Source organism: Halorubrum miltondacostae (assembly GCF_041379815.1).
Classification (GTDB): domain Archaea; phylum Halobacteriota; class Halobacteria; order Halobacteriales; family Haloferacaceae; genus Halorubrum; species Halorubrum miltondacostae.
In genome coordinates, this window is sequence record NZ_JBEDNY010000001.1 from 886,503 (window position 1) to 912,628 (window position 26,126).

Here is a 26,126-nt window from a genome sequence, read left to right on the forward strand (position 1 = left end):
GTCGCGCGCATCGCGACCGTTCCGCGCGCGATCACCGTCGATATGTGTGCTGGGACGCAAGAACAGCCATGGCAATGTCTCACGTGCTCGTCCCGCTCGACGGGTCGCCGCTGGCCGCCGCCGCGCTCGACGAGGCGCTCGATCGCTTCGACTGTCGGGTGACGGTGTTGAACGTGGTGACGCCGCTCGACGCCCGCGAGGAGACGAGCGGCCTCTCGGCGTACCTGCGGTTCGGCTGCCTGTCGGTCCGCGAGGTCCACCGCCACGTCGACGAGCGAGCGCCGGACGGGCGCGGGAAGTCGATGTACGTCTCCCGGCTGTTCTGGAACCCCATACACGCAGAAGTTGCTCGACTGGCCGGGGTGGCTCGACCGCGCGGTGAACCCGGTGTACGAGGAGTTCAACCGCGACCAGCACGAGCCGCACCTCGTCGCGGCGTGGAAGCGCGGCGAGACGGGGTTCCCGATGGTCGACGCGAGCATGCGGTGCCTGCGCGAGACGGGATGGCTGAACTCCCGGATGCGGGCGCTGTGCGCGAGCGTCTACTTCCACATCCTCCAGTAGCCGTGGCGGATCGGTGCCGACCACTTCTACGAGCACCTGATCGACGGCGACCCCGCGATCAACTACACCCAGTGGCAGTCGCAGTGCGGACTGGTCGGCCGCCCGAGACTGCGCTTGTACGATCCCCGCAAGCAGATCCGCGATCAGGACCCGGACGGCGAGTTTGTCGGGCGGTGGGTGCCGGAGTTCGACCCGCTCCCCGCCGCGCACCTCGATGCCCCCGAGAAGGCGCCGCTCGCGGTCCAGCGCGAGGTCGGGGTTCGCATCGGCGAGGACTACCCGTACCCGGTCGTCGACTACGAGCGGGCGCGGTTGGAGTTCCGCGAGCGTTACGGGGCGGTTCACGGTGCGGCCGCGGCGCGGCTCGGCGACGAGGCGATCGCCCATCGCGCGTCGCTGTCGGAAGGTCTCAGGGCCGCGCGGTCGATCGCGGCCGACCACGGCGAGCCGGCAGAGACGCACGCTGACGGCGCCGACACGACCTCGCAGACCGGCCTCGACGAGTTCGGGTGAATGCGACGCGACGAGGCGAAACGGCAGTGGAAAGCTTCATACGGTTGTGCGCCGTATTGTGATGTATGAACCAAAACGTCGGTGCGATGGACAAGCGCGTCAGGACAGCGGTCGGTGCCGTCGCCGGTGCCGTCTCGTTAGCCACGCTCGCGGGTTCCGCGCCCCTCCCCGCGATCGCGGCCCCGGTGCTCGGTGTCGTCGCCCTCGCGATGCTCGCGACCGCCGCGACAGGGACCTGCGGCCTTTACTCCGTGCTCGGCGTCGACACCTGCCCCGCCGACGCCGGCGGATCGCGCTGAGCCGCCGTCGCGGCCGGATCCGGAATTCGGCCGGTAACACCCTTTCGAAACCGGTTTTCTCCCTCGTTCGACGGCAGTCTCAAGTGCGCAGAATGTATATGTATACCATGATCGACAGTGATCCGAATCGACGGCGTCTCGCAGCGGAGCTCGCTCCCGCGCCAATCCGGGTGACCAGCGCGTGAGCGACGACCCGACCGTCCTCGTGATCGGCGGCGGTGCGACGGGGACCGGGATCGCCCGCGACCTCGCCATGCGCGGCGTCGACGTAACGCTCGTTGACCGCGGCGGCCTCGGCGGCGGCACCTCCGGGCGGTCGCACGGTCTCCTCCACAGCGGGGCCCGCTACGCCGAGGCAGACGCCGAGGGGGCCGAGGAGTGTATCGTCGAGAACCAGACGCTCCGCGACATCGCCGGCGCGTGCGTCCGGGAGACCGGGGGACTATTCGTCCGGCTCGACGGCGACGACCCCGACTACTTCGAGGAGAAGATCGTGGCCTGCGAGGCGATCGGCATCGAGACCGAACGACTCGACCGCGACGCCACCCGCGAGGCGGTGCCGGGCCTCGCCGACGAGGTCGCGGAGGCGTTCCGCGTCCCGGACGGCGTCATCTACCCGTCTCGACTGGTCGCGGCAAACGCCGCGGACGCAGAGCGCCACGGCGCGACCGTCCACCCGCACGCGCCGGTCGAGGACGTGACGGTCCGCGACGGCGCAGTCGAGACGGTCCGCGTCGGCGGCGCGGTCGACGACACGCTCTCGGCCGAGGTCGTCGTCAACGCCACCGGCGCGTGGGCCGACTCGATCGCCGAGATGGCCGACGTCACGGTCGGGATGGCCCCGAGTCGGGGCGTGATGGTCTCCGTGGAGTACGACGGAGCGCCACCCGTGCTGAACCGGTGTCGCGACCCCGACGACGGCGACATCGTCGTGCCCCACGAGGGCGAGGTCGTGCTGGGGACGACGAGCGTGCCGGTCTCCGACCCCGACGACTACGAGACGGAGGACTGGGAGGTCGAGCGATCGGTCGAGGAGTGCGCCGCGATGCTACCCGCGGTCGCGGACGCGCCGACCGTCCGGACGTGGTGGGGCGTCCGCCCCCTGTACTCGCCCGACGAGGCCGGGTCGGACCGCCGTGGGATCTCGCGCGGGTTCACGCTGCTCGACCACGAGCGCGACGACGCGGCCGGGCTGTACAGCGTCGTGGGCGGCAAGCTCACCACGTACCGCCAGATGGCCGAGACGACCGTCGACGAGGTCTGCGACCGCCTCGGCGTCGACGCCGCCTGCGAGACGGCGACCGAGCCGCTGGCCCACGCCGACGACCCGGCGCGGCTGGACGAGCTCGTCGAGGCGTACGGCGGCGCGAACCCCACCGACGCCGACGTGGTCGACGCGCCGGCGGACGACTGATCGGGGCGCGTCCCCCTCGCGAGGCGATTCGGGCGCGTCGCCCCCTCGACGCGCTCCGAGCGCGCCGTGCCGCGGGTTCGAGGCTGAACCACGGGGTTGAGGCGGCCGGCGCGCGTCTCGTCGGTATGCCAGTCGCGACGGTCGGCGAGACGGCGACCCACGAAGTAACGATCACCGAAGAGACCATCGAGGCGTTCGCGTCGCTCTCGGGCGACGAGAACCCGATCCACCTCGACGACGAGTACGCCGCCGAGACGATGTTCGACGGGCGCGTCGCGCACGGGATCCTCTCGGCCGCGGTCGTCTCCGCGGCGCTCGCGCGGCTCTCCGGCGATATCGTCTATCTCTCTCAGGAGATGTCGTTCGAGAAGCCGGTGTACCCGGGCGAGACGGTCGAAGCGAGCGTCAGCGTCATCGACGACCTCGGCGGCGACCGAGTCGTGGTCGAGACGACCGCGACCGTCCCCGAACGCGACGAGCGCGTCCTCTCCGGCGAAGCGACGGTACTTTCGCTGCCGCACGAGTCCGCGTAGGGATCGCTGAGCGCTCTCGGCGACGCGCTACCCCTGCCACCGGATCACGGTCGCGGACCACGTGTAGCCAGTCCCGGCCGCGAGCAGGCAGCCGAGGTCGCCCGGTTCGAGGCGGTCCGTCTCGACGCCCCGCTCCAGCGCGAGCGCCTGGTCGACGCTCTGGACATGGCCGTATTCGTCGAGATAGTAGCCGTCGCTGCCCGGGTCGAGGCCCAGCTCGTCGAGGACGCGCTCGTGGAACGACCGCTTCATGTGCGTGAGCGCGACGAAGTCGAGGTCGTCGCGGTCGAACCCGGACCGCTCCAGCGCGGTGTCGGCGACCGAGAGGTACGCGGGCAGCGAGACGGGGCCGAGCCGCTCTTTCATCCCGTCCGGGTCGGGGACGTCGAGCGTGTGGAGCCCCTCGCGGACGGTCGCCTCGCTCGGCGGGCGCTTCGACCCGCCCGCCGGCATCACCACGTCGTCGGCGAACGAGCCGTCGGTCTCGGCCGCGCTGGCGCGGACGACGGCCCGGGCGCGACCGTCGAAGGGGGCGTCGTCCGCCGCATCTCTCTCCGCGTCGCCGTCCCCGTCCGCCGCCTCGACGACGAACGCGCTCGCGCCGCTACCGAAGTTGAACATGAACGAACTGTCCTCGTTGCCGTAGTCGACGAGGTCCTCCTCGCGGCTCGCGGCAACGAGCAGCGCGGTGTCGATCGGTTCGGTCTCCAGCTGCGCGGTCACCTGCCGGAGCGCGATCGGCGCGCCCGCACACAGCGTGTAGCTCTCGGTCGCGTACGCGTTCGTCGCGCCGAGCCGGTCGGTGATCGCGGCCGCGGCCGACCAGACGACGTGGTCCTTGTACTCGGAGCCGTGGTAGAGGACCACGTCGAGGTCGGTCGGGTCGACATCGGCGTCCGCGAGCGCGCGCTCGGCGGCCGTCACCGACATGTCGGTCGCGTGGTCGCCATCAGGCGGGCAGACGTGCTTCTCTCGGACGCCCATCTTTTCGACGACGACCTCCTCAGGGATCCCGCTCTCAGCCGAGATGGCCTCGCCCGTAACCGTCTCGTCCGGGACGTAGGTCCCAAGTCCGGTGATCCCGACGGTCATCCGTCTCCTCCGTGTCGCGTTCGGTTCGCCGTGCCGTGTTGCGTGATGTCGGTCATGTGTCCGGTGGTATCGGTCATGTCTCGTCTGTTAGCGTTGCGGCCCGTCGCGGCGCGCGACGGGGACCGCGGAGCCGCGGGCCCGCGGCCCTACCGGAGGTAGCGCCGCAGGTGGTCCGGGAGCCGCTTCCCGACGGTGCCGCCGAGCCGGTCGCGCAGCGTCCCGAGGATGCCGTTCGGGACGAACAGCACGAACAGCACGAAGATGATCCCGAGGTACAGCGGGGCGCGCCCGTCGACCGCGGTGTTGACGAACAGCTCCAGGCTGATCCCGAAGAGGTCGGCCTGGAGGACGCTCGCTGGGAGCCCCTCTCGCAGCAGGGTCGCCACGCCGCCGCTCTCGGTCGAGAGGACGTCCTCTAACCCCTGCGTGAACAGGGTCCCGAACACCGGCCCCGCGAGGGTGCCGAACCCGCCGATGATCGTCGTGATCAGCGCGTCGGCGGTGACGAGGAAGTAGAACGTCCCGTCGGGCGCGACCGAGCGCGAGTAGGCGGCGAAGACGCCGCCGGCGATCGCCCCGAAGAAGCCGCTGATGGCGAACGCGGCCAGCTTGAACCGGTAGGTCGGGTAGCCAACCGCGCGGGCGCGCTCCTCGTTCTCGCGGATCGCGATCATCACGCGCCCGAACGGCGAGTGAAGGATCCGCTGCATCGCGAAGTAGCAGCCGACGACGACGATCCCGAGCGCGTAGTACGAGACCACCGTCGTCGATAAGTCGATCCCCAGCCCGAGCAGGTTCTCGACGCTCTCGCCGGTGAGCCGCCCCACGTCGAGGCTGAGCGCGTCGACGAAGGGGACGCCGATCGCGAGCGCGTCGCCGCTCACCGTCGCGCCCTCGGTCGGGTTCGTCGAGACGTACCCCCACGAGCGGATCAGCTCGTAGATCACCTGCGCGAACCCGAGCGTGATCATCGCGAAGTAGACGCCCGTGAGCCGGAACGACACTGACCCGATAACGAGCGCGAGCAGGCCGGCCACCACCGCGCCGAGCAGGAGCGTGATCATGAACGGCGTCCCGCCCGGGATCCCCGGGGTCTGCCCGTTCGCGGCCAGGACGACGAAGTACGCGCCGGTGCCGTAGAACGCGGCGTGGCCGAACGAGAGGTAGCCGGTGTAGCCGCTGATGAAGTCGAAGCTCATCGCGAACAGCCCCATGTACAGCACCACGACCATGAACGTGATCGCGGGGAGGAACGCCTCCGCGAACGGCGCTGCGGGCGTCGCCAGCAGCGCCTCGTAGACGAGCGGGTAGAGGAGGAACCCGACGATCACGGCCGCGTGGACGGCGTGGTCCCGGAGGTACTCGCGGAGTCCGCTGGTCGCGGTCGAGGGCGGGAGCGGGTCCGCCTCGTCCACGGGCGGGTCCGGATCGTCGGCCGGCGCGTCCACCTCGGTCGCGGCGTCCGCGTCGGCGGCGGAGTCGGGGTCGCTAATGGCCCCCCACCTCCTCGACACCGTAGAGCCCCTGCGGGCGGATGATCAGCATCACCACGAGCAGGAGGAAGATGGTCACCTCGGAGAGGCCGGGGAAGGTGACGATCCCGGTGGTGAACAGCCACGTCGTCACCGAGTCGGCGATCCCGACGATGCCCGCCGCGACGAGCGTCCCGGTGAAGCTCCCGAGGCCGCCGATGATGACGACGACGAACGCGTACAGCAGCACGTCGATGCTCAGCAGCACGCTGGGCCCCCAGATCGGGTCCCACATCAGCAGGACGCCGCCGACCGCGGCGAGGCCGGTCCCGACGCCGAACACGACCGTGAACGCCTGCCGCACGTCGATGCCGAGCGCCTGGACCATCTCGGTGTCCTCGCTGCCGGCGCGGATGTAGAGCCCGTACAGCGTCTTCGTCAGGAACGCCCAGACCGCGACCGCCACGAGCGCGCCGATCGCGACCTCGAAGAGGTACAGCCGCCTGACGCCGACGCCGAGCAGCTCGGTGCGCCCGAGCAGCACGTCGGGCGCGGTGCCCATCGGCGCCTGCCACTGCGGGTTCGGCTGGATGCCGCGGAGCGTTAAGACGATCCGGGCGACCTCTTCGATGATGAGCGAGACGCCGAACGTCAGCAGGATCTGGTAGGTGGGCGTCCGGTCGTAGATCGGTCTGATGAGCGCCACCTCCATCGCGCTGCCGGCGGCGGTCGTCACCGCGAACACGAGCGCCAACGCGACGAAAAAGACGAGTATCGTCGCGAGCGTCCCCGTGTTCGCGCCGACAAAGAGGACGAGCACCAGTCCGCCGAGGTACGCGCCGACCATCGCGACCGCGCCGTGCGCGAAGTTGAGCACGCCCATCAGGCCGAAGACGAGCGTCAGCCCGACCGCGATGGTGAAGTACACCGCGGCCTTGCCGACACCCTCGGCGAGGACGCGGGCGGCCGTCTGGAGCCCGTCGACCGCGCCGCTGGTCGCGAGCAGCGTCCCCGGATCGACGAGCGGGGCGGCCTGTGCGGCGGCCCCCGCGAGCGGTGCGAGGCTCATGCGGTCAGGTACCTCCGGATTCGCTCGTCTTCACTCGTGACGCCCGCGGTCTCGCCCTCCTCGACGACGACGCCGTGGTCGACGAGGTAGAAGCGGTCGGCGAGGTCCATCGCCAGGCGGAAGTTCTGCTCGACGAGGACCATCGTCGTGTCGGCCGAGGCCGCGCGCAGCGCCTCGACGACGTCATCGACGATCTGGGGCGCGAGCCCCTCGCTCGGCTCGTCGACGAGCAGGAGGTCGTTGTCGCCGACCATCCCCCGGGCGATCGCGAGCATCTGCTGTTGGCCGCCGCTCAGGTCGCCCGCCTCCTTGTCGCTGAAGCGGTCGAGCGCCGGGAACAGCTCGTACGCCTCCGCGATCCGCCCGTCCGAGTCGGCCGCGGAGTGGGCGGCGACGCGCAGGTTCTCCGCGACCGTGAGGTGCGAGAACACGCGCCGCTCTTCGGGCACCCACCCCATCCCGCGGGCGGCGATCTCGTGGGGTTCTATCCCCGTCACGTCCGTGCCGTCGAACCGGACCGTCCCCTCCCGGGGCGGCGTCAGCCCGAGCGCGGTCCGGAGCGTCGTCGTCTTCCCGACCCCGTTCCGCCCGACGAGGGCGACGATCTCGCCCTCCTCGACCGACAGCGACAGGCCCTGGAGGATGTGGCTCTCGCCGTAGTAGGTGTGGACCCCGTCGAGTTCGAGGGTCGTCACGGCGGCCCACCTCCGGCGCTCGCGCGACGACCGCCGTCGGCCGCCGCCTCCCCGTCGGAGGGCTCTCCGCCTCCCGCCGACTCCTCGCGGCCGTAGCCGCCGAGGTACGCCTCTTGGACGGCCTCGTCGCCGCGCACGTCTTCCGGCGGGCCGTCGGCGATCACCTCGCCGCGGTGGAGGACGGCGATCCGATCCGAGACGTCCATCACCATCTCCACGTTGTGCTCGATGAGCATCACCGAGTGGTCGGCGGCCACGTCCTCGATCAGCGCGACGACCTCGTCGACGCCCTCGCTCGACACGCCGGCGGTCGGCTCGTCGAGCAGGAGCAGGTCCGGGTCGCCGGCGAGCGCGACGCCAATCTCGAGGCTGCGCTTCTCGCCGTGGCTCAGGTTCTCCGTGACCGTCTCCGCCTCGTCCGCGAGCCCGATCCGTTCGAGGATCGCGGTCGCCTCGGCGTAGTGGTCCTCGAAGTCGGCGACGTTGCGCCACAGTTTCCACGAGTCGCTCCCGCGACTCGCCTGCGCGGCCACCCGGACGTTCTCCAGCACCGACAGCGTCGGGAACAGGTTCGTGATCTGGTACGACCGGTGGATCCCCGCGAGCGCCGTCTCGTTCGGCGAGGCCGCGGTGATGTCCACGGCCGACCCCGCGCCGCCGCTCGACGGGGCGAACCGGATGCTCCCCTCGGAGGGCTCCAGCACGCCCGTGAGCAGGTTGAAGAACGTCGTCTTCCCCGCGCCGTTCGGGCCGATGATCGAGCAGAGCTCGCCGGCCTCCAACGCGAAGTCGACGCCGTCGACGGCGGTGATACCGCCGAAACGCTTCGTGAGTCCCTCGGTCTCCAGCAGCATTACAGCGAGCAGCTCGCGTCCTCTTCGGGGACCATCACGTCCTCGGCGTCGAGACGTTCAAGGGGCTGACCGGGCATGATCGGCGCGTCCCACGTGTCGGCGTACTCGTCGCTCGTCGGGACCGGCCACGCGACCGTCATCTGCGAGGCCGCCTGGTTGTTGTGCTCTTGGAACGTGTACCCGTCCGCGCCCTTCGGGGTATCGGCGACGGTCATGCCGCGGAGCGCGTCCGCGATGTCCGCGCCGTCGGTGGAGCCGGCCTCCGAGACGGCCTGTGAGAGCGCCGAGGCGGCGGTGAACGTTCCGGAACTGAACAGGTCGGGGACGATCCCGTACGCGTCGATGTGCATCTGCCGGAACTCCTCGTTGATCGGGTTCTCGTACTGGTTCCAGTGGTACCGGCTGGTGAACGGACCGAGCCCGGCGTCCTTGATGTCCTGCTCGGTGAACCCCTCGCCCAGCGCCGACTCGATGGTGCCGCCGATGAGCTTCGTCGTCAGCAGGGCGGCGAACCCGCCGAACACCTGGACGTCGAAGGAGATGGCCGAGGTGAGGAACTGCGGCAGCGTCGACGCCGTGAAGCCGCCGACGACGCCGGTCGCCCCGTCCGACATCGCCTGCTCGAAGAGCCCGTCGAACTCGGAGTAGCCGACCTCGACGAACCGCGGCTCGAGGACCTCGACCCCGTTGTTCTCCAAGACCTGCGTGTAGTTGTCCGCGACGCTCTGTCCGAACGCGTTGTCGGATGCGAACACCGCGACCGTGTCGATGTCGAAGTTCTCGGCGACGTACGTGCCGCCCGCCCGCGCGTCCATCGCGGTGTGTTCGCTCGCGCGGAACGCGAGGGGGTGACAGAACTCGTCGCTCACCGTGATCCCGGCGTCGGCCGCGGGACCGATGAGGTAGGGTACGTCGGTCTCGTCGACGACGGTGTTGATGAGCCGGCGCGCGCTGTCCGAGGAGGTCCCCCCGAACAGGACGTCGACCTCCTCGTCCAAAACGAGGTCCGTCGCGACGCTCTGGGCCGTGTCGGGGCTGAAGCCGGTGTCCTCGACGATGATCTCGTAGGTCGGACCGCCCTCGGGCTCGACCGTGTACGTCCCCGGCGTGGCCTCCTCGATCGGGTCGAGGTCGTGTTTGTACGCCAGCCCGGAGTAGAACCCGCGGAGGCTGATCTGTCCGTAGTACTGGAGGTCGCCCGAGGTCGGCTGGAGCGCCCCGATTCGCACCGTCTCCCCGGAGAGGTCGCCACCGTCGGAGCCGCCGCTCCCGTCGGAGCCGTCAGAGCCGTCACTCCCGTCCATCCCGTCGCCGCCGTCCGAGCCGTCCCCCCCGCCCGAACAGCCGGCCAGTCCGGTGAGTCCCGCCGCGCCGACCGCGGCCCCGGTTCCTCGCAGATACGCTCGCCGTGTGTGTTCGTCTCGCATACACTGTTCGACGACGGACACCATCATCAAGGGCCGAGTTAAGATGTTAACAGCCTACGCGAATTCAGCGAATTTCGTGCGACTCCGCCGCCGAAAGTGCGATTTCGCGCGTCGCGCCGCCGCCCCCGTTCACCCAACGCCGCGCCGGTCAGTCCAAGTCGTCGAGCGCGGCGACGACGCTGCGGAGCAGCTTCTTTTCGCCGCGGCGCATGTTCTTCGAGACGGCCGCGGTGGAGACGTCGAACTCGTCGGCGAGCGTCGACAGTGTCGCCTCGCGCGGCGATTCGAAGTAGCCGGCGTCGGCCGCGGACTCGATGGTCTCCCGCTCGACGTCCGTCAGGTCGCGGCATGCGTCCAGCATCGTCGAGGCCGCGTTCGCGTTCCGCATCGTGTCGAACAGCGCCTCCATCGAGAGTTCGGAGCGATCCTCGACGACGAACTCGTTGCCCTTCTCCAAGTCGTGGAGCGCCGCCTCCGTCGTCGCCTCGTCGTCGAACCCGACCTGCCAGCGCTCGGAGCCGTCCTCGATCAGGAACGGCCCGGTGATATAGCCGCCGTGGTCCGTGATCGTCGACATCGCGTTCGTCTCCTCGATGACGGTTCGGATGATCGCCGTCCCGTCCTGCTTCGAGAACAGCCGGTACTCGGCCATGTTCTCGTGGTCGCGGAGCGCGGTGAGCCCGTCGCCGAGCTCGTACCGGTCCGGCGACTCGACGAGCAGCCGGGTCTCCAGCTGCTCCGCCGCCGTGTCCAGCTGCCAGTGCATGGCGGAGAAGGAGACGTCGTGATCGGCGGAGGTGTCGATGAACGGGCAGTCGAACTGCTCCATATCCATCGTGACGTCAAGCATGCCCTCTCCTTATCTCCCGCATATATAATGGTTGTTCCTGCGGGATGCGCCGCTCCGCCGAACCTCGTCCGGTCGGAAGAGGGGGCCGGCGACTACCCGTCCGAGCGCGACCTCGCCTACTCGCCGAACCGATCTTTCAGCGCCGCGCGGTCGATCTTCGAGGGACCGGAGGTCGGCATCTCGTCGACGAACGCCAGCTCCTTCGGCACCGCGTAGCGGGCGACGCGCGAGGCGAGGTGCGACTCCACGTCGTCGAGAGACAGCGACTCGTCGCCGACGAGGATCGCCTTGCCGACCGTCCCCCACCGATCGCTCGGGATGCCGATCACGACCGCCTCCTCGACGTCCGGGTGGTCGGTGAGCGCGTCCTCGACCCGGGGCGGGTAGACGTTCTCGCCGCCGGAGACGAACATGTTCTTCTTGCGCCCCTCGATGTGGTAGTAGCCGTCCTCGTCGACGCGCGCGAGGTCGCCGGTCGACACCCAGTCCCCGAACGTCTCGGCGGTCTCGTCAGGTTCCTCCCAGTAGCGATCGGCCGCCGCGGGCCCGGCGAGTTCGAGCTCGCCGACCGTCCCGTCCGGGACCGGCCCGTCTTCGTCGACGACGCGCGCGTCGACCGCGAGCGCCGGGACGCCGACGCTGCCGGTCTTCTCTCGGGGGAAGCCGTCGGGCATCGCGAAGTTGTTCGGCCCGCACTCGGTGAGGCCGTACCCCTGCGATATCTCGACCCCACGGTCGCGCCACGCCGCGATGACGCTCTCGCGGCAGGGGCCACCGCCGCTCTTCACGAACCGGAGCGAGGAGAGGTCGGTGTCGTCCCACTCGTCGTGCTGGGCCATCATCCGCAACACCGCGGGGACCGCGACCAGCGTCGTCGCCGACTCGCGTTCGACGTCGCGCAGGACACGCCCAGGGTCGACCTCGGGGCTCAGCAGGATCCGGCCCCCCATCTGGAAGAACGGGACGGTGAGCACGTTCCACCCGCCGGTGTGGAACATCGGGAACACCATCGGCGTCACGTCGTCCTCGCGGAGCCCCCACGCAGTGATGGTGTTGAACGCGTTCCAGCGGATCGCGCCGTGGCTGATCACCGTCTCCTTCGGCGTCCCCGTCGACCCGCCGGTGTGTAAGAACAGGTGCGGGTCCGCGAGCGACACGTCGGCGGTCTCGACGGGGGAGCCGTCCGCCGGCAGGTCGCGGGTGTACGGCCGCCAGGCGCCGTCGCCGTCGGTCGGGATCGAGCGGACCGCGGGCTCGACGTCCGCCCGCTCTAACGCGTCGATGACATCGCCGCCGAAGGGGGCCTCGACGAGGAGCAGTTCGGGGTCGACGGTGCCCAATACGGCGGCGAGGTCGCGCTCGGCGAGCCGATGCGACAGCGGGGCCAGCACGGATCCGGTCTTCCCGGTCGCGAAGAACAGGTCGACGAGCTCGACGCGGTTCCGCGAGACGACGGCGACGCGGTCGCCCGCCTCGACGCCGGTGTCGCGGAGGAAGCGCGCGGTGCGGTTGGCGCGCTCGTCCAGCTCCGCGTAGGTGTACTCGGCGTTCGCGGCCGTGTCGGTGACCGCGACGCGGTCCGGCGAGAGCCGCGCGCGGCGGGCGGACAGCGACCCGACCCACTCGTAGGCCCGGTCGCCGTGCGGGTGCGGTCGCGGGTCGGCCGCCCCGTCGGACTCGCCTCGCGTCTCGTCGTCATCCCGCGGATCGTTCTCCGTCGCCATCTCAGGCGACCTCGCCGAGGAAGCTTCGGATCCGGTCGTTGACGCGCTCGCGCTCCTCGACGAAGAAGAGGTGCGGCCCGCCGTCGAACAGGTCGATGTCCGCGTGCGGGATGAGCCCAGCGAGCAGCTCGGCGTTCTCCGCGGGGAGCACTCTGTCCGCCGTCCCGTGGAGGATCAGCGTCGGCGAGTCGACCGCGTTGAGGCGGTCGCTCGCGTCGAACGCCGCCACCGCGGCCGCCTGCGCCTCGCGGCCGGTGGGGGTCGCGTCGCCCGCCAGCCGCCAGTCGACGATCCGGTCGACGAGCTCCGGCTCGCGCTCGTAGAACCCGTCGGAGACCGCGGGCTCCATCAGGTAACGGATCCGCTCGCGCGGGTCCGCGTCCTCGGGCGCGGAGAAGATGTGCTCCTGGACGTCCGGCGGCGTCGGGGTCGCGTCGTCGCCCCCGGGCGAGGTACACAGCAGCGTCAGCGAGGCGACCCGGTCGTCCGCGAGCGCCAGCTCCTGCGCAATCATCCCGCCCATCGACGCGCCGCAGACGTGGGCCGCGTCCGCGTCGCGGTCGTCGAGGACGGCCGCCGCGTCAGCCGCCATCTCGGCCGCGGTGTACGGCCCCTCCGGCGCGTCGGAGTCGCCGGTCCCGCGGTTGTCCGGCCGGAGCACCTCGTAGTCGTCGGCTAACGCCTCGGCGAGCCACCGCCACATCCACCGGCCGTACCCGAGTCCCTCGAGCAGCAGCACGGTCGGCGCGTCGGGGTCCCCGTCGACGGCGTAGTCGATCGTCACGCCGTCCCGTGTCACGCTTGGCATACCCGGATCGACGACGCGGTCCGTCATCAACCCGGGCGTTAACGTTTCAACCATCGCGGTCGGCGCGGGGTCGTCCGGCGGCGCCGACGCGCTCCGGGACCGAGGTCGCGGCGGGGACGAGCGACGCCCTCCACGAGTTTTTAACGGTCCGGCTCCACTACTCGGGGTATGCCGAAGTATTCGACGGGCGGCGGCGGCGGCGGCGACGACGGGGACGCGTGTGAGCTCTGCGGCCGCGAGACCACGGACCTCCGCAAGGCGACGGTCGCCGGCGCGAAGCTGCTCGTGTGCTCGAACTGCCGCCCCCACGACGACGCCGGCAACGCCCCGAGCGACCGGGGCGGGTCGAGCGGTGGGAGTTCCGGGGGAAGCCCCGGCGGTGCCGGGTCCGGCTCGCAGCCGACCGAGAGCCGGAACAAGGAGCTCGCCCGGAAGCAGGCGAAGATGTACGACTCCGCGACCGGCGACTCGAAGCGCTGGGAGGAGGAGGGGACGAGCTACGAGTCCGACCGCCTCCCGTACCTCGTCTCCGGCTACGGCGACGTCGTCACCGAGGCGCGGCAGGACGCCGGGCTGACCGTCGAGGAGGTCGCCGACGAGTTGGAGGTCGACGAGGACGACCTCCTCGCGGTCGAGGACGGCCGGGCCGCGACCGCCAGCGTCGGCGGATCTGTCGTCCGTGCGCTCGAAGAACGGTTCGGGATCGACGTCGTCGACGAGTGACCCGAACCGAGGCGAGCGGATGAAGGCGATCAAAGACAGCGTCCACGGCCACGTCCGGCTCGGTGACCTCGCCGCCGAGCTGGTCGACACTCCCGCGTTCCAGCGGCTGCGCCACATCAAGCAGCTCTCCACGGTCCGGCTCGTCTACCCCTCCGCGAACCACACGCGGTTCGAGCACAGCCTCGGCGTCTACCACCTCGCCGGCCGCGCGGTCGACGGGCTCGGCGTCGACGACGACACCGCGGCCCACGTCCGCGCCGCGGCTATGCTCCACGACGTGGGGCACGGCCCGTACGGCCACCAGACCGAGGGGATCATCCGACGGGAGACCGGCCGCGACCACGACGACGTGCGGTGGCTCCTCACCGACGCCGACCGCGAGGTCTGTCAGGTCCTCGAACGCAACGGGCTCGATCCGGAGCGCGTCGCCGCCCTGATCGACGGCGCGGGCGCGCTCGGCCCCCTCGTCTCGGGGGAGCTCGACGTCGACCGCATGGACTACCTCGTGCGCGACGCCCACCACACGGGCGTCCCGTACGGCACCGTCGACACCGGTCGGCTCGTCACCGAGCTCCGGCTGATCGGCGACGACGGGGCGGGAGCGTCGGCCGACCTCGTCTTGGACGAGGGGAACGTCGCCACCGCAGAAAGCCTCCTCGTCGCGCGCTCGCTGATGAACGCCGTCGTCTACCGCCACCACGTCTCCCGGGTCGCGGGGGCGATGCTGGAGCGCGCCTGCGAGCGCTACCTCGATCGCACGGACACCGACGCCGAGTCGTTCCGGCGGATGGCCGACCACGACCTCCTCGTCGAGCTCCGCGACCGCGTGCCGGCGCTCGGCGAGCGCATCGAGCGGCGCGACCTCTACAAGCGCGCGGTCTGGGCCGAGCTCGACGAGGTACCGACCGGGACGGTCGACGCCGGCCGCCCGGAGGAGCGGGCGGCCGAGCGCGAGATCGCGGACGCCGTCGGGATCGACCGCGACGCGGTGATCGTCGACATCCCCTCGCGGCCGGCGCTCAAGGAGTCCGGCTCCGCGGTCGTCGTCGACGGCGTCCCGCAGCGGTTGGAGGACGCCTCGGAGCTCGTCGCCGGCCTCCGCGCCGCCGAGCGCCGTCGCTGGACGCTCGGGGTCTACTGTCCGGCGGAACACGTCGACGCGGTCGGCACGGCGGCGCGGGAGGTCCTCGGCCTCCGCGCGACCGGGCGACCCCCCGCCTGAGCGGTCGACTACGGGTCCCGCCGGCCCGCGCCGCACTCTCTCCGGCTCATTCGTCGGCGACCGGCACGGTCAGGACGGGCCGGTCGGCGTTCAGCACGACCGTCTGCGTGGTGCTGCCGAAGACGGCCTTCCCCGCCGGACTCCGCTTCCGGCCAGAGACGCAGATGAGGTCGGCGTCGATGGCGTCGGCGGCCGCGACGAGCTCCTCGCCGGGGTCGCCGCTGGCCTCGTGGTGCGCGCAACTCACGCCGGCCGCCTCAAGCACCTCCCGGGCGCGTCGAACCGTCCCGAGCTGGTGGACCGATGCGCCCTCCGGGTTGTCTTGGAAGACGTGGCAGAGGTGCGCGGTCACTTCGTCCGGAGCCGCCGGCAGGTCGGCCACCGCCTTCGCCTGTGCGATCGCCCGCGGCTCGTCCTCGAGCGCGACGCCGAGCAACACGTGGTACATGTCTCGGCGTTCGGCGAGGCGGGTTATAAATCGCACCGAGATTTCCGCGCGGCGTCGACGGGCGCTCGACCGACGCCGCCCCGCCGAGCGCGCGCCGACCCTCGCCCGACACTCCCAGCCTTTTATTTCGTGCCGCCGAAGACGGACGTATGATCACGGTCAAGGACACCGTCCACGACCACATCGAGATCGGCGGTGTCGCCGCGGACCTCGTCGACACGCCCGCCGTCCAGCGGCTCCGCCACGTCAAACAGCTCGGGACGGTCCAGCTCGTCTACCCATCCGCGAACCACACGCGGTTCGAGCACAGCCTCGGCGTCTACCACCTCGCGAGCCGCGCGCTCGACCACCTCGGCATCGGCGGGAAGCGGGCCGACCGGATCGAGGCGGCGGCGATGCTCCACGACGTGGGACACGGCCCGTTCAGCCACAACCTTGAGTCGCTCACCCACCGCCGGACCGGCAAGTACCACGACGACGTCGACGAGATGCTCGCGACCGGCGCGGTCGGCGAGGTGCTGCGCGACCACGACCTCGACCCAGGCCGGATCGCCGGGATCGTCGCGGGCGAGGGCCGGTACGCGGGGCTCGTCTCCGGGGAGCTCGACGTCGACCGCATGGATTACCTCGTGCGCGACGCTTACCACACGGGCGTCCCGTACGGCACCATCGACACGGAGCGGTTCGTCCGCGAGCTGACGTTCGTCGAGCGCGGCGGCGAGGCCGAGACCGATGCCGCGAGCCGCGACGACCCCGAGCTCGTCTTGGACGAGGGGAACGTCCAGACCGCGGAGAGCCTCCTGCTCGCCCGCGCGCTGATGAATCCGGTCGTCTACACCCACCACGTCGCGCGCATCTCGAAGGCGATGCTGCGCCGCGCCGCGAGCGAGCTGCTCGACGCGACCGCGACCACGGCCGCCGAGCTGCGCCGGATGGACGACCACGGCTTTCTCGCCGCGATCCGCGACTGCCGGGCGACCGCGGAGCTCTCGCGGCGCTACGACGAGCGGGACCTCTACAAGCTGGCGGTGTGGGCGGAGTACGACGACGTCCCCGAGCGCGTCCACGCGGCCGACCACCAGGCCGAGGCCGCGCTCGAACGCGAGATCGCCGAGGAAGCCGGCGTCGCCCGCGACCACGTGATCCTCGACGTGCCGCCCGAGCCGGAGATGCGCGAGTCGACCGCGCGTGTCACGGTCAACGGCGACATCCGACGGCTCGAACGCCAGTCGCCGCTGGTGTCCGCGCTCCGGACCGCGCAGCGGAACCAGTGGCGGCTCGGGGTGTACGCCCCCGATTCGGCGACGGACCGGGTCGGTCGCGCGGCCGCGGCCGTGCTCGGGATCGACCCGGATGGGCTCGTCACCGAGGTGCGGGGGGCGATGCCGACGACGCTCGACGAGTTCGAGTGACGCTTATGTCGCTCCCGTCCGATCCGTCGCCGTGACCGACGATCACCGCGAGAACCGTCGCCTCTGGAACGATTGGAGCGACGCCTTCCAGGCGCTGTGGAACGCCGACACAGACGAGTCCGGGGTGCCGCCCGTGCCGACGCCGTTCGACCCTGACAGCCACGCGGCGGTCGGCGCCGAATTCCCGCCGCCGGTGGCGGGTGCTGACGTCGTCGAACTCGGCTGCGGCGGCGGTCAGGGGAGCGTCGGCACCGCGCTGGCGGGTGCCGACTGCGTGGTCGGCGTCGACATCGCGGAGGAACAACTCGACCACGCGCGGCGGCTCCGCGACTACTACGGCGTCAACGCCCGGTTCCTCCAGGGCGACGTGACCCGGGTCCCGCTCGCCGACGACGCGTTCGACGCGGCGTTCTCCGAGGCCGCGTTCCAGCTGGTCGCGGACCTCGACGCCGCGGTGCGCGAGGCGCGTCGCGTCCTCCGGCCGGGCGGCGTGTTTTACCTGTCGGTGATGCACCCGTTCCGGGAGCTGATCGACCCGGAGACCGGTAGCGTCCGGGAGGGGTACCACGCGCCGCCACGGCGAGAGATCGAGATCGACGAGTCGTACGACGCGGACCTCGTCGCCTTCGACCGGTCCGTCTCCAAGCTCCACCGTGCCCTCACGGACGCGGGGTTCGATGTCGAGCGCATCGTCGAGCCGGAGCCGGCGGGCGGCGAGACGACGAGCGAGGGCGACGCCGCGGCGACCGCCGACTCCCGGGCGCTCCTCCCCGACACCCTCGGGTTCTGGGCGCGGCTCGACGCGGAGTGACGGCGCGTTTCGGCGACTCCGCCCCTCGGTGAGGCTCTCCCCCGACGTTTTACCCGCGGCGCGACGAACCTCCGGTATGTACCTCGAAGGAACGGTCCTCGTCGGTCCCGACTTCGAGCCGGTCGAGGGCCGGGTCGTCGTCGCGGACGGCGAGATCGTCGAGGTCGAGGAGGCGTCGGTCGGCAGCGACGACGTGATCCTCCCGGCGTTCGTCAACGCGCACACTCACGTCGGCGACTCGATTGCCAAGGAGGCGGGCGCGGGGCTCTCGCTCGACGAGCTTGTCGCGCCGCCGGACGGGCTGAAACACCGGCTCCTCCGTGCGGCCGACCGGGAGGCGTTGGTGGCCGCGATGGCCCACACGCTACGGTACATGGAGTCGACCGGCACGGGGACGTTCCTCGAGTTCCGCGAGGGCGGCGTCGACGGCGTCACCGCGCTCCGCGACGCGCTCGCGGGCGAGGGCGTCGACTTCGACGAGCGCGCGATCGACGCGGTCGTCCTCGGTCGCGACGACCCCGACGTGCTCTCCGTCGCGGACGGGTACGGCGCCTCCGGCGCCCGCGACGCCGACTTCGACGCGGTCCGGACGGAGACCCGCGACGCCGGCAAGCTGTTCGGGATCCACGCCGGCGAGCGCGACGCCGACGACGTCAACGCCGCGATGGACCTCGAACCCGACTTCCTCGTCCACATGGTCCACGCCGGGCGGATCCACTTGGAGCGGCTCGCCGACCGCGGCACGCCGGTCGTCGTCTGCCCGCGGTCGAACCTCGTGACGAACGTCGGCGTCCCGCCGATCAGCGAGCTGGCCGAGCGGACGACGGTCGCGCTCGGGACCGACAACGTGATGACCGACTCACCGTCGATGTTCCGCGAGATGGAGTTCGCGGCGAAGCTCGCCGACCTCCCGGCCAGAGAGATCCTGCGGATGGCGACGGTCAACGGCGCCGCGATCGCCGGGGTGAACGGCGGCGTGATCGAGCCCGGGGCCGACGCGGACCTGCTCGTCCTCGACGGCGACTCCGACAACCTCGCCGGCGCGCGAGACCTCGTCCGCGCGGTCGTCAGGCGCGCCGGCCAGGCCGACGTCTCGCGGGTCGTGATCGGCGGCGAGCCCGTCGTTCCGCGCGACGACTGAGCCGCGTTCGGCGCGGCCGACGCCCGCGAGTCCCCCGATCCGCTCGCGAGGGTCGCCCGCCGACGGAGTGAAGCCGCTGCCGTCCGTGGGCGGATCCATGACGACGCTCTCGCTGCTCGCCGGCCTCGCCTTGGGGCCGGTCGTCGGACTCGTCGCGACGCTCGCGATGGACGTAGTGATGGCGCGGCTCCCCGAGGGAGCGACCGCGCCGAAGGTCGCGGCGGGCGTGCTCACTGATACCCCCGTCGACGACGCGCCGGAGCGGCTGGCGACGTGGGTCCACTACGTCGCCGGCGCGGGCTCGGGGCTGCTGTTCGTCGGCCTCGTCGCCGCGACCGGCCGGACCCTCGGAGTCGGCACGGCCGTCACGGTCGTCGCGGCGGGGGCCGTCCAGCTCGCGCTGATGGTCGGCTTCTTCGCGCTCGTCCCGCTGCCGCGCGCCCCCGGCCTCCCCCGCCAGCGGCTCGGTCCGATACGCCGTGACTGGGCCGTCTCCGCGGCCGCGTACGTCGCCGTCGCCGCTGTCGTCGTGGCGGTCGCGACCGGGATCTGACCCCGCGATGAAACTGGCGCGCCGCCCCCGCCCGTCCGCGCGGAGAGAAACGGTTTAGTCGCTGGCTCCGGCCCGATCGGGTATGCACGCCATCACTCGATCCGGCTGGATCGAGGTCATCTCAGGGTCGATGTTCTCGGGCAAGACGGAGGAGCTACTCCGCCGGCTCCGCCGCTCCGAGATCGCCGGGCAGTCGGTCGCGGTGTACAAGCCGGCGGTCGACGACCGCTACGGCGAGACGACGATCGGGAGCCACACGGGGCGGCAGTGGGATGCCACCGTCGTCGACAACGAGGGGGACGGCCCGCTCGACATCCTCGACGACGACCCCGCCGAGGTCGTCGCGATCGACGAGGCGAACTTCTTCTCCGAGGCGCTCGTCGAGGTGTGTAACACCCTCGCGGACCGCGGCAGCCGGGTGATCGTCTCGGGCACCGACCAGACGTTTCGCGGCGAGCCGTTCGACCCCCTCCCGCGGCTCATGGCGACCGCCGAGTACGTCGACAAGCTCCAAGCCATCTGCTCGGTCTGCGGCGAGCCGGCCTCGCGGAACCAGCGGCTCATCGAGGGCGAGCCCGCGCACACAGACGACCCGACGATCCTCGTCGGCGCCGAGGAGTCGTACGAGGCTCGGTGCCGTGACTGTCACGTCCTGTTGACCGGTAACCGACCGGAGGAGGAGCGACCATTCGACGGCGCCGAAGCGGACCCCGCGAACGACTGAGCGCCAGCCGGCAGTGAGGCGCCCGAGCGCGCTCGGCGGTCCGCCCGACTAGCGTGTCCGACGGCTCACTCTACCTGCGGCGTCCGCCGGTAGGCCCACAAGTGGCCCTCTCCGTCCGGTAGGTCGATCGGCCGGTACGTCCGAATCAGCGCGCTCCCGTCCGCGAGCGCCAGCCGCTCGTCGTCGACCGGGCGTGGCTCGTCGACGATCCCCTCGATCCGCGCGACGAACCCCTCGGGGTCGTCAAACCGCTCGCTCAGTTCGGCGGCGAGTCGCTCACAGTCGCGCCCGGTCGCGGCCGACGGGTCGCCGCCGATGTCGAACAGCTCGTAGAGTCGCTCGTTCACCCGGAGCACCCGCCGGTCGGCGTCCTCGACGAGCATCCCCACGGGGAGCGCGTCGAGCGCGGTCGACAGCACGGCGTTCGACCGCTCGATCTGGCGCTTGCGCGCGACCTCCTCGGTCACGTCCTCGAACTGCGAGAAGACGCCGATCACGTCCCCGTCGGCGTCGGTCACGACCTGGTTGTGCCACGCGCACCGGATCCGCGTCCCGTCGCTGCGGACGTTCTCATTGACGCTCTGGAACCCGCCCTTGTTCGAGAGCAGGTCGCGTTCGAGCGCCGCCACGTGTCGGTGCTCGGGCTCGGGGACGAACGGGAGCCACGTCCCGCCGAGCAGCTCCGACTCGTCGAAGTCGAGGATCTCCTCCGCGGCGGGGTTCACCCGGACGATCCGGAACGCGTCGTCGTACTCGATCGTCCCCAGCGGCGACTGGTCGATGAACCGCGAGAGCCGCTCCTCGCTAGCGGCGAGCCCGACCCGCGACCGGTGTTGGTCGACGGCGTTTCGCACGCGGTTGGCGAGCACCTCGTACTGGTCGTTGCCGCGCTGCTTCTGGAGGTAGTCGGTCGCGCCCGCCGAGATCGCCTCGCTCGCGATCTCCTCGCTCCCCTTCCCGGTGAACAGTACGAACGGGATCTCGATGCCGCGGTCGCGGACCAGCTGGAGGAACGCCAGCCCGTTCGTCTCGGGCATGTCGTAGTCGGAGACGACGCAGTCTATCCGCCCCGTCGTCAGCGCGTCGAGCGCGTCGTCGACGTCCGTCTCTGACCTGACCTCGAACGACTCGTCGATCCGCTCTAAGTAGGTCTCCGTCAGGTCGAGGAACGCGGGATCGTCGTCGACGTGGAGGACCCGAACCGTCGACGAATCCGCCGATCTGGGCGCTTCGGGAGGCCCCGACATGTCAACTCGTACCGCGACCTCGTTGATATACGTTCGGGTCACCGCACCCGACGCTTCGGACCGTCTATCGCCTCACGCCGCGTCGGCGTCGAACTCCGCGTCCACGTCGCCCTCGGCCGCGTCCGTTTCGTCGTCGCCCTCAGCCGCTCCGTCCGCCGTCGCGAGCCGGTACAGGCCGACGAGCGCGCCGGCCGCAACCAGGGTCCCCTCGACCTTCGCGGCCGCGTACACCCAGTCGCGCGGTTCCGCGTCGCCGGCGTTCCGGTAGAACGCGCGCGTCCAGAGCGCGACGGCGCGCCGCGGCGCGACGGCCTCGAGCAGTCCGCCGATCCCGGCCACCAACAGCAGTAGCGCTTTCATACGCGCCGTTCGACGCGAACCCTCAAAAGCGGTCCGGGCCCTCCGTCGCCGAGTCGGGTTGCTCGTCGTCGACCCGGGTTCCGCCTCGGTCACCCCTCAGTCACCGGTTCGGCGGCGTCGAGGTAGCGTCGACAGGTGGCGGCCGCCCACTCCCTGACCGCCGGGTCGTCTGTCGTCAACAGCGCCGCGACGCCGCTCCCGTCGATCAGCCCGACTGCGGCGCGGTCGTCGGCGAGGACCACCGCCACCGGCGACTCCCCGTCGTGCCGGTACGCGTCGACGCCGCGTTCGGTCAGCGCGCGCCGGACGATCGCCCCCGTCGCGCCGGCGAGGCGGTCGGCTGCGGCGTCGGTGAACACGACGCGGACCGCCCGCGGGACCGCCGCCAATGCGTCGTTCAGCCGACGGGCGAGGACGGCGTCGAACCGCGGGACGACGGCCACGACGCCGTCGGCCTCGGCGATCAGTCGGGCGAGGCGCGCCACCGGCGTGCGGGAGTCGCGTTCGCCTCCGTCGTCGACTTCCGGTTCGCCACTGCGCTCGACGACCTCGACCCGGTCGGCGAGGCTCGCCGGGTCGGCGTCGACCGCGCGCGCCACCAGCGTCCGGAGGACCGTCGCGGGCGACGCGGAAGCGTCGTCGCTCACGCGTCTCCCGCCCATTGATCAGTGGCGTCTGGGCGCGGGGGGTACGACTGCCGCACGCCCGTCGACTTCTGCGCGAGCAGCCGCGCCGCGGCGCGCCGGCGGTCGCCCGGTCGCTCGGTCGTCGTCTCGTCGCAGTAGCGCACGCTCAGCCCCAGCCCCGCGTAGAGCAGTTCGTTCGCCGCGAAGCGGTAGCTGTCGTCGCTCGGGCCCCACGGCGACGGCTCCGCCGACCGCAGGTGCCCCTCGACGTAGAGGTAGCCGCCCGGTTCGAGCGCGGCGATCAGGTCGGCGAACCGGTCGAGCGCGTGGAAGTAGCTCATCGTGATCACCGCGTACGTCTCCGCCGGGAAGCCGTACGTCGACACGTCGCCGCGGATCGCCTCGACCCGGTCGGCGGTCCCGCGTTCGGCGGCGCGCTCGCGGACGATGCGGAGCCCCTCCGCCGACGCGTCGAGCGCGTCCACGTCGTAGCCGCGGTCGGCGAGGTAGACGGCGTTGCGGCCGGTCCCCGCGGCGGCGTCGAGCGCGCGCCCGTCGGGCAGCGACGGCTCGTATGCGCGGAGCACGGGGGACGGCTCGGGGGCGCGCGGGTACTCGCCCGACGCGAACCGCTCGTCCCAGTCGGAGTCGGTCACGGTCGCCCTTCGACGGGACGGGGCGTAAACCTCAGGGGCGTCTCGCCCGGAGCGGCGGTATGGAGGACACGACGCCCCCGGCCGAACGCCTGAACGCGCTCCTCGCCGACCGAGACGAGACGCTCGCGACCGCGGAGTCGCTCACGGGCGGGCTGGTCGGGTCGCGGGTGACCGACGTGCCCGGCGCGAGCGCCTACTTCGACCGCGGGTTCGTGACGTACACCTACGACGCCAAGCGGGAGCTGCTCGGCGTCTCCCGCGAGTCGCTCGACGCGCACGGGGCCGTGAGCGAGCCCGTGGTCCGCGAGATGGCGGCCGGTGCGCGCGACCGAGCGGACGCCGACTGGGCGGTCGCGACCACGGGTATCGCGGGGCCGTCCGGCGGAACCGACGAGAAGCCGGTCGGGCTCGTCTACGTCGGCGTCGCGCACGCCGCGCCGTGGGGCACCGGCGAGTCGTTCGTCCGCACCGAGCGGGTCGTCCTCGACGGCGACCGCGACGCGGTGAAACGTGGCGCAGTCGAGCGCGCGCTCGACGCGCTCGTCGAAGCGATCGATGACGTCGACGCCTGAGCGGTTGTTCACCCGGTTCTTCGGCCGCAGGTCACTACCTGCGTTTATCGGCTCGCGGCGCGTCTCACTGGTGTGATTTCGCGCGTGCTCCTGGCGGTGGACGGTTCGGACCTCTCGGAGCGCGCGCTTCGGTACGCCCTCGACGCTCACCCGGGTGCCGAGGTGAGCGTGATACACGTCGTCGTCGTCGGCGCGTCACCGATAATGGGTGCGGCCGCAGGGATCGCCTTGTCGGAGACCGGCGCGGACGGGATCCTTGAGGCCGCCGAGCCCGTCTTCGACCGGGCCCGCGAGATCGCCGCGGAGTCCGACGCGACTGTCGACACGGTCGTGGAGGTGGGCAAGCCCGCGCGGGGGATCCTCGACCGCGCCGCGGAGTCCGACGTCGTCGTGTTGGGCACCCACAGCGGGTCGCTCGCAGACCGGCTGCTCGTCGGCGACGTGGAGAAGGCGGTGTTCCGGCGCTCGCCGGTGCCGGTGACGGTCGTGCGGTGAGTCGGGTGCCAGTTCGGCGGCGCGGGGTCCCGCGTCGCTACTCGATGTAGGCGTTCCCGACGACGGCGACGAGCAGCGCCGCGATCACGATCCACGTGAGCGGCTCCACCGCGAGGAGTCGCAGCGGCCGCGCGGCCGACTCTTCGAAGCCGAAGAGCGCCCCGCCGGCGAACGCGACGGCCACCACGAGCGCCCCCACGATCCCGGCCGCGCCGAGCAGCGCTCGGTCCGACGAGTCCATACCCGACGTGCGCGTCGGGCGCACTTAAGCGATGGCCGCGCGGGGAGCCGTCGTCGCTTCTTCGGCCGGAGTCGCGTGTCGATCAGCGGGACGGGCTGCGTCACGCCATGCTGCGTCCCGGAGTTGACGGCCCGTAGAACTGCCCGTGGAAGCCGAAGGGGAGGCGGTGCGGGAGCTCGGCTCGGCCGCGCTCATCGAGGGTCGCGGCGTCGAGACAGACCAACCGCGAGCGGTCCGCCTCGGGGTCCAACACAACTGAGAGCAGGACTCCGTCGTCCTCGCCGGCCGCGTCGGGGGCGGGGACGAACAGCGGCTCCCCCGGGTGCGTCCCCGACTCGCGCCAGCGCCGAACGGTGCCGGTCTCCACGTCCACCTTCGTGACGTCCGTCGGCAGGCTCGACTTGCCGTCGGTTTCGGCGAGGTAGACGTACCGGTGGGGCTCGCCGTTGACCGCGCGGTAGTTGATCACCGGGAACTCGACCGGCCCGCGGTGGAGTGTCGTCCGAGCGGCCTCACCGCCGGACAGGGGAACCGTGTACCGACACAGGTCGCCTCGCGGGAGATCCGGTTCGTCGCTTCGGAGGTTCGACAGCGCGAGTCCGGTGACCGCGCGGTCGTCGTCGAACGCGACGAGGTCGACGAGAATCTCGCCGTCGCGCTCGAACGCGTTCGCGTGGTGGTAGACGAACGCCGGCGGCGCCGACGCGGTCGCCACGTGCTCGCCGGTCGACCGATCGAGGACGACGAATCGGAGGGGCGCCGAGAGCGGTCGGAACGCGTCGAGGAACGTCTCCTTCGTCACCGCGCCCTTGAGCAGGCGAGCGGTGTCTAACCCGTACGCGTTCACGGTGACGACGACGTGCCGGCCGGTCACGGCGAACGAGTGGATGTAGGGCGCTTCGTCGAACTGAAGCCGGGTCAGCGCGGTCGGCTCACCCCCGTCTCTCGGGCGCTCGAACAGCGTGTACACGGTGTCGCGACCGTACGAGACGCCCAGGTTGAGGAACGCCTCCGCGTCGGGATCGTAGTGGACGTGCGCGAGAGTCAGGTCGCAGTCCAACCCCGCCGTGAGATCGATCCGGCCGGTCGTCTCGAGCGTGTCGGGGTTGAAGGTCAGCGCGGTCGGCGACTCAGTGATCGCCGCGTACTCGTCGCCGAACCGCTGGACGCCGATGACGGGGTTGTCCGGGAACGTCCCGTCGAGGACCTGTCGGAGCCGCGTCGGGAGCGAGCGGTCGGGCGGCGTCCCCGGGAATGGCGTCCGAACGCCGCCGTTCTCTTGCGCGTACGCGTAGTCGCGGCTCCGGACGAACCGGTTCGCGTACCTGACCTCGCCGTCGTCGATCCGGAAGCGGCGGAGCATGGCGAACGGGTCGAACCAGTGGCGGAGCTCCGTGTCCCCGGCCTCGAACTGTCCCGGGCCGTTGCCGATCAGGTCGCCGGACAGCCAGTCCGGAAACGCCCCGCTGACGGGCAGTCTCGCGTCGTCGACCTCCTCGCGTTGCGTGCGGAGTCCGGCGCGGTAATCTCGGTGGTCGTTCACACGACGCATTGGGACCGAGCGGGTCTAGACCCATCGGT

At 71.4% G+C, this 26,126-nt stretch carries 28 protein-coding genes and 1 pseudogene; 13 read left to right on the forward strand and 16 right to left on the reverse strand.

Annotated features, from left to right (window positions below; all coding sequences use genetic code 11):
• Positions 1-182 precede the first annotated feature (182 nt).
• From ABNG04_RS04930 to ABNG04_RS04945, 4 genes and pseudogenes are all read left to right on the forward strand, one after another.
• Positions 183-1,077: pseudogene (locus ABNG04_RS04930) on the forward strand (FAD-binding domain-containing protein); the annotation flags it as partial.
• Positions 1,078-1,142: 65 nt separating this feature from the next.
• Positions 1,143-1,376 (forward strand): YgaP family membrane protein, encoded by a 234-nt coding sequence (locus tag ABNG04_RS04935; protein WP_371160532.1) that lies wholly within the window; start codon positions 1,143-1,145, stop codon positions 1,374-1,376.
• A 181-nt stretch (positions 1,377-1,557) separates the two neighbouring features.
• On the forward strand, positions 1,558-2,790 hold the full coding sequence (locus tag ABNG04_RS04940) for an FAD-dependent oxidoreductase (RefSeq protein ID WP_371160534.1): 1,233 nt from the start codon (positions 1,558-1,560) through the stop codon (positions 2,788-2,790).
• Positions 2,791-2,915: 125 nt separating this feature from the next.
• Positions 2,916-3,323: a MaoC family dehydratase gene (locus tag ABNG04_RS04945; RefSeq protein ID WP_371160536.1), complete on the forward strand. Its 408-nt coding sequence runs from the start codon at positions 2,916-2,918 to the stop codon at positions 3,321-3,323.
• A gap of 27 nt (positions 3,324-3,350) precedes the next feature.
• Here ABNG04_RS04945 and ABNG04_RS04950 read toward each other — a convergent pair whose 3' ends face one another.
• The 9 genes from ABNG04_RS04950 to ABNG04_RS04990 all read right to left on the reverse strand — a co-directional run bounded on the left by ABNG04_RS04950 (position 3,351) and on the right by ABNG04_RS04990 (position 13,314).
• The gene (locus ABNG04_RS04950) at positions 3,351-4,415 is read right to left on the reverse strand and encodes a 3-oxoacyl-ACP synthase (RefSeq protein ID WP_371160538.1); all 1,065 of its coding nucleotides are present in this window, start codon (positions 4,413-4,415) and stop codon (positions 3,351-3,353) included.
• Positions 4,416-4,561: 146 nt separating this feature from the next.
• Entirely contained in the window at positions 4,562-5,746 is a 1,185-nt protein-coding gene (locus ABNG04_RS04955) for a branched-chain amino acid ABC transporter permease (protein WP_371160765.1), read from the reverse strand.
• Between the two features lie 157 nt (positions 5,747-5,903).
• Entirely contained in the window at positions 5,904-6,956 is a 1,053-nt protein-coding gene (locus tag ABNG04_RS04960; RefSeq protein WP_371160540.1) for a branched-chain amino acid ABC transporter permease, read from the reverse strand.
• On the reverse strand, positions 6,953-7,651 hold the full coding sequence (locus ABNG04_RS04965; protein WP_371160542.1) for an ABC transporter ATP-binding protein: 699 nt from the start codon (positions 7,649-7,651) through the stop codon (positions 6,953-6,955). Before ABNG04_RS04965 ends, ABNG04_RS04960 begins: the two co-directional genes overlap by 4 nt.
• A complete protein-coding gene (locus ABNG04_RS04970; RefSeq protein ID WP_371160544.1) occupies positions 7,648-8,505 on the reverse strand; it encodes an ABC transporter ATP-binding protein in 858 nt (285 codons plus the stop codon). Before ABNG04_RS04970 ends, ABNG04_RS04965 begins: the two co-directional genes overlap by 4 nt.
• A complete protein-coding gene (locus ABNG04_RS04975; protein ID WP_371160546.1) occupies positions 8,505-9,932 on the reverse strand; it encodes an ABC transporter substrate-binding protein in 1,428 nt (475 codons plus the stop codon). Before ABNG04_RS04975 ends, ABNG04_RS04970 begins: the two co-directional genes overlap by 1 nt.
• A gap of 148 nt (positions 9,933-10,080) precedes the next feature.
• The gene (locus ABNG04_RS04980; RefSeq protein ID WP_371160548.1) at positions 10,081-10,782 is read right to left on the reverse strand and encodes a helix-turn-helix domain-containing protein; all 702 of its coding nucleotides are present in this window, start codon (positions 10,780-10,782) and stop codon (positions 10,081-10,083) included.
• Between the two features lie 116 nt (positions 10,783-10,898).
• Positions 10,899-12,506 carry an AMP-binding protein gene (locus ABNG04_RS04985; protein WP_371160550.1) on the reverse strand — a complete coding sequence of 536 codons (1,608 nt, stop codon included), beginning with the start codon at positions 12,504-12,506 and terminating at the stop codon, positions 10,899-10,901.
• A gap of 1 nt (position 12,507) precedes the next feature.
• Entirely contained in the window at positions 12,508-13,314 is an 807-nt protein-coding gene (locus ABNG04_RS04990) for an alpha/beta fold hydrolase (RefSeq protein ID WP_371160552.1), read from the reverse strand.
• A gap of 168 nt (positions 13,315-13,482) precedes the next feature.
• Between ABNG04_RS04990 and ABNG04_RS04995 the strand changes: the two genes are divergently transcribed.
• A complete protein-coding gene (locus ABNG04_RS04995; protein WP_371160553.1) occupies positions 13,483-14,037 on the forward strand; it encodes a multiprotein-bridging factor 1 family protein in 555 nt (184 codons plus the stop codon).
• 19 nt (positions 14,038-14,056) lie between these two features.
• On the forward strand, positions 14,057-15,259 hold the full coding sequence (locus ABNG04_RS05000) for an HD domain-containing protein (RefSeq protein ID WP_371160555.1): 1,203 nt from the start codon (positions 14,057-14,059) through the stop codon (positions 15,257-15,259).
• 46 nt (positions 15,260-15,305) lie between these two features.
• Here the strand turns inward: ABNG04_RS05000 and ABNG04_RS05005 are convergent, their stop codons facing one another.
• Positions 15,306-15,707, reverse strand: a complete 402-nt coding sequence (locus tag ABNG04_RS05005; protein WP_371160556.1) for a universal stress protein — start codon at positions 15,705-15,707, stop codon at positions 15,306-15,308.
• 149 nt (positions 15,708-15,856) lie between these two features.
• On the opposite strand from ABNG04_RS05005, the gene ABNG04_RS05010 reads away from it, so the two are divergent.
• The 5 genes from ABNG04_RS05010 (at position 15,857) to ABNG04_RS05030 (ending at position 20,348) form a co-directional block, all read left to right on the forward strand.
• Positions 15,857-17,119, forward strand: coding sequence for an HD domain-containing protein (locus ABNG04_RS05010; protein WP_371160558.1), 1,263 nt, complete (start codon positions 15,857-15,859; stop codon positions 17,117-17,119).
• Positions 17,120-17,150: 31 nt separating this feature from the next.
• Positions 17,151-17,930 carry a class I SAM-dependent methyltransferase gene (locus ABNG04_RS05015; protein WP_371160560.1) on the forward strand — a complete coding sequence of 260 codons (780 nt, stop codon included), beginning with the start codon at positions 17,151-17,153 and terminating at the stop codon, positions 17,928-17,930.
• A 76-nt stretch (positions 17,931-18,006) separates the two neighbouring features.
• Complete coding sequence (locus ABNG04_RS05020) at positions 18,007-19,071, forward strand: amidohydrolase family protein (RefSeq protein WP_371160562.1); 1,065 nt, start codon at positions 18,007-18,009, stop codon at positions 19,069-19,071.
• A gap of 97 nt (positions 19,072-19,168) precedes the next feature.
• Positions 19,169-19,624: a hypothetical protein gene (locus ABNG04_RS05025; protein WP_371160564.1), complete on the forward strand. Its 456-nt coding sequence runs from the start codon at positions 19,169-19,171 to the stop codon at positions 19,622-19,624.
• Between the two features lie 82 nt (positions 19,625-19,706).
• On the forward strand, positions 19,707-20,348 hold the full coding sequence (locus tag ABNG04_RS05030; protein WP_371160566.1) for a thymidine kinase: 642 nt from the start codon (positions 19,707-19,709) through the stop codon (positions 20,346-20,348).
• Between the two features lie 65 nt (positions 20,349-20,413).
• On the opposite strand, the gene ABNG04_RS05035 is transcribed toward ABNG04_RS05030, so the two are convergent.
• The 4 genes from ABNG04_RS05035 to ABNG04_RS05050 form a co-directional block, all read right to left on the reverse strand.
• Positions 20,414-21,595: a PAS domain-containing response regulator gene (locus ABNG04_RS05035; protein WP_371160568.1), complete on the reverse strand. Its 1,182-nt coding sequence runs from the start codon at positions 21,593-21,595 to the stop codon at positions 20,414-20,416.
• Between the two features lie 72 nt (positions 21,596-21,667).
• Positions 21,668-21,955: a hypothetical protein gene (locus ABNG04_RS05040; RefSeq protein ID WP_371160569.1), complete on the reverse strand. Its 288-nt coding sequence runs from the start codon at positions 21,953-21,955 to the stop codon at positions 21,668-21,670.
• Positions 21,956-22,044: 89 nt separating this feature from the next.
• Positions 22,045-22,602, reverse strand: a complete 558-nt coding sequence (locus ABNG04_RS05045; protein ID WP_371160571.1) for a transcriptional regulator FilR1 domain-containing protein — start codon at positions 22,600-22,602, stop codon at positions 22,045-22,047.
• On the reverse strand, positions 22,599-23,237 hold the full coding sequence (locus ABNG04_RS05050) for a class I SAM-dependent methyltransferase (RefSeq protein WP_371160573.1): 639 nt from the start codon (positions 23,235-23,237) through the stop codon (positions 22,599-22,601). Before ABNG04_RS05050 ends, ABNG04_RS05045 begins: the two co-directional genes overlap by 4 nt.
• A gap of 59 nt (positions 23,238-23,296) precedes the next feature.
• On the opposite strand from ABNG04_RS05050, the gene ABNG04_RS05055 reads away from it, so the two are divergent.
• Together ABNG04_RS05055 and ABNG04_RS05060 are read left to right on the forward strand one after the other, a co-directional pair.
• Positions 23,297-23,809 carry a CinA family protein gene (locus ABNG04_RS05055; protein ID WP_371160575.1) on the forward strand — a complete coding sequence of 171 codons (513 nt, stop codon included), beginning with the start codon at positions 23,297-23,299 and terminating at the stop codon, positions 23,807-23,809.
• Between the two features lie 72 nt (positions 23,810-23,881).
• Positions 23,882-24,304, forward strand: coding sequence for a universal stress protein (locus ABNG04_RS05060; protein ID WP_371160577.1), 423 nt, complete (start codon positions 23,882-23,884; stop codon positions 24,302-24,304).
• Between the two features lie 37 nt (positions 24,305-24,341).
• On the opposite strand, the gene ABNG04_RS05065 is transcribed toward ABNG04_RS05060, so the two are convergent.
• Both ABNG04_RS05065 and ABNG04_RS05070 read right to left on the reverse strand, forming a co-directional pair.
• On the reverse strand, positions 24,342-24,545 hold the full coding sequence (locus ABNG04_RS05065; RefSeq protein WP_371160579.1) for a hypothetical protein: 204 nt from the start codon (positions 24,543-24,545) through the stop codon (positions 24,342-24,344).
• A 100-nt stretch (positions 24,546-24,645) separates the two neighbouring features.
• Positions 24,646-26,088: a carotenoid oxygenase family protein gene (locus ABNG04_RS05070; RefSeq protein ID WP_371160581.1), complete on the reverse strand. Its 1,443-nt coding sequence runs from the start codon at positions 26,086-26,088 to the stop codon at positions 24,646-24,648.
• Between the last annotated feature and the right edge of the window lie 38 nt (positions 26,089-26,126).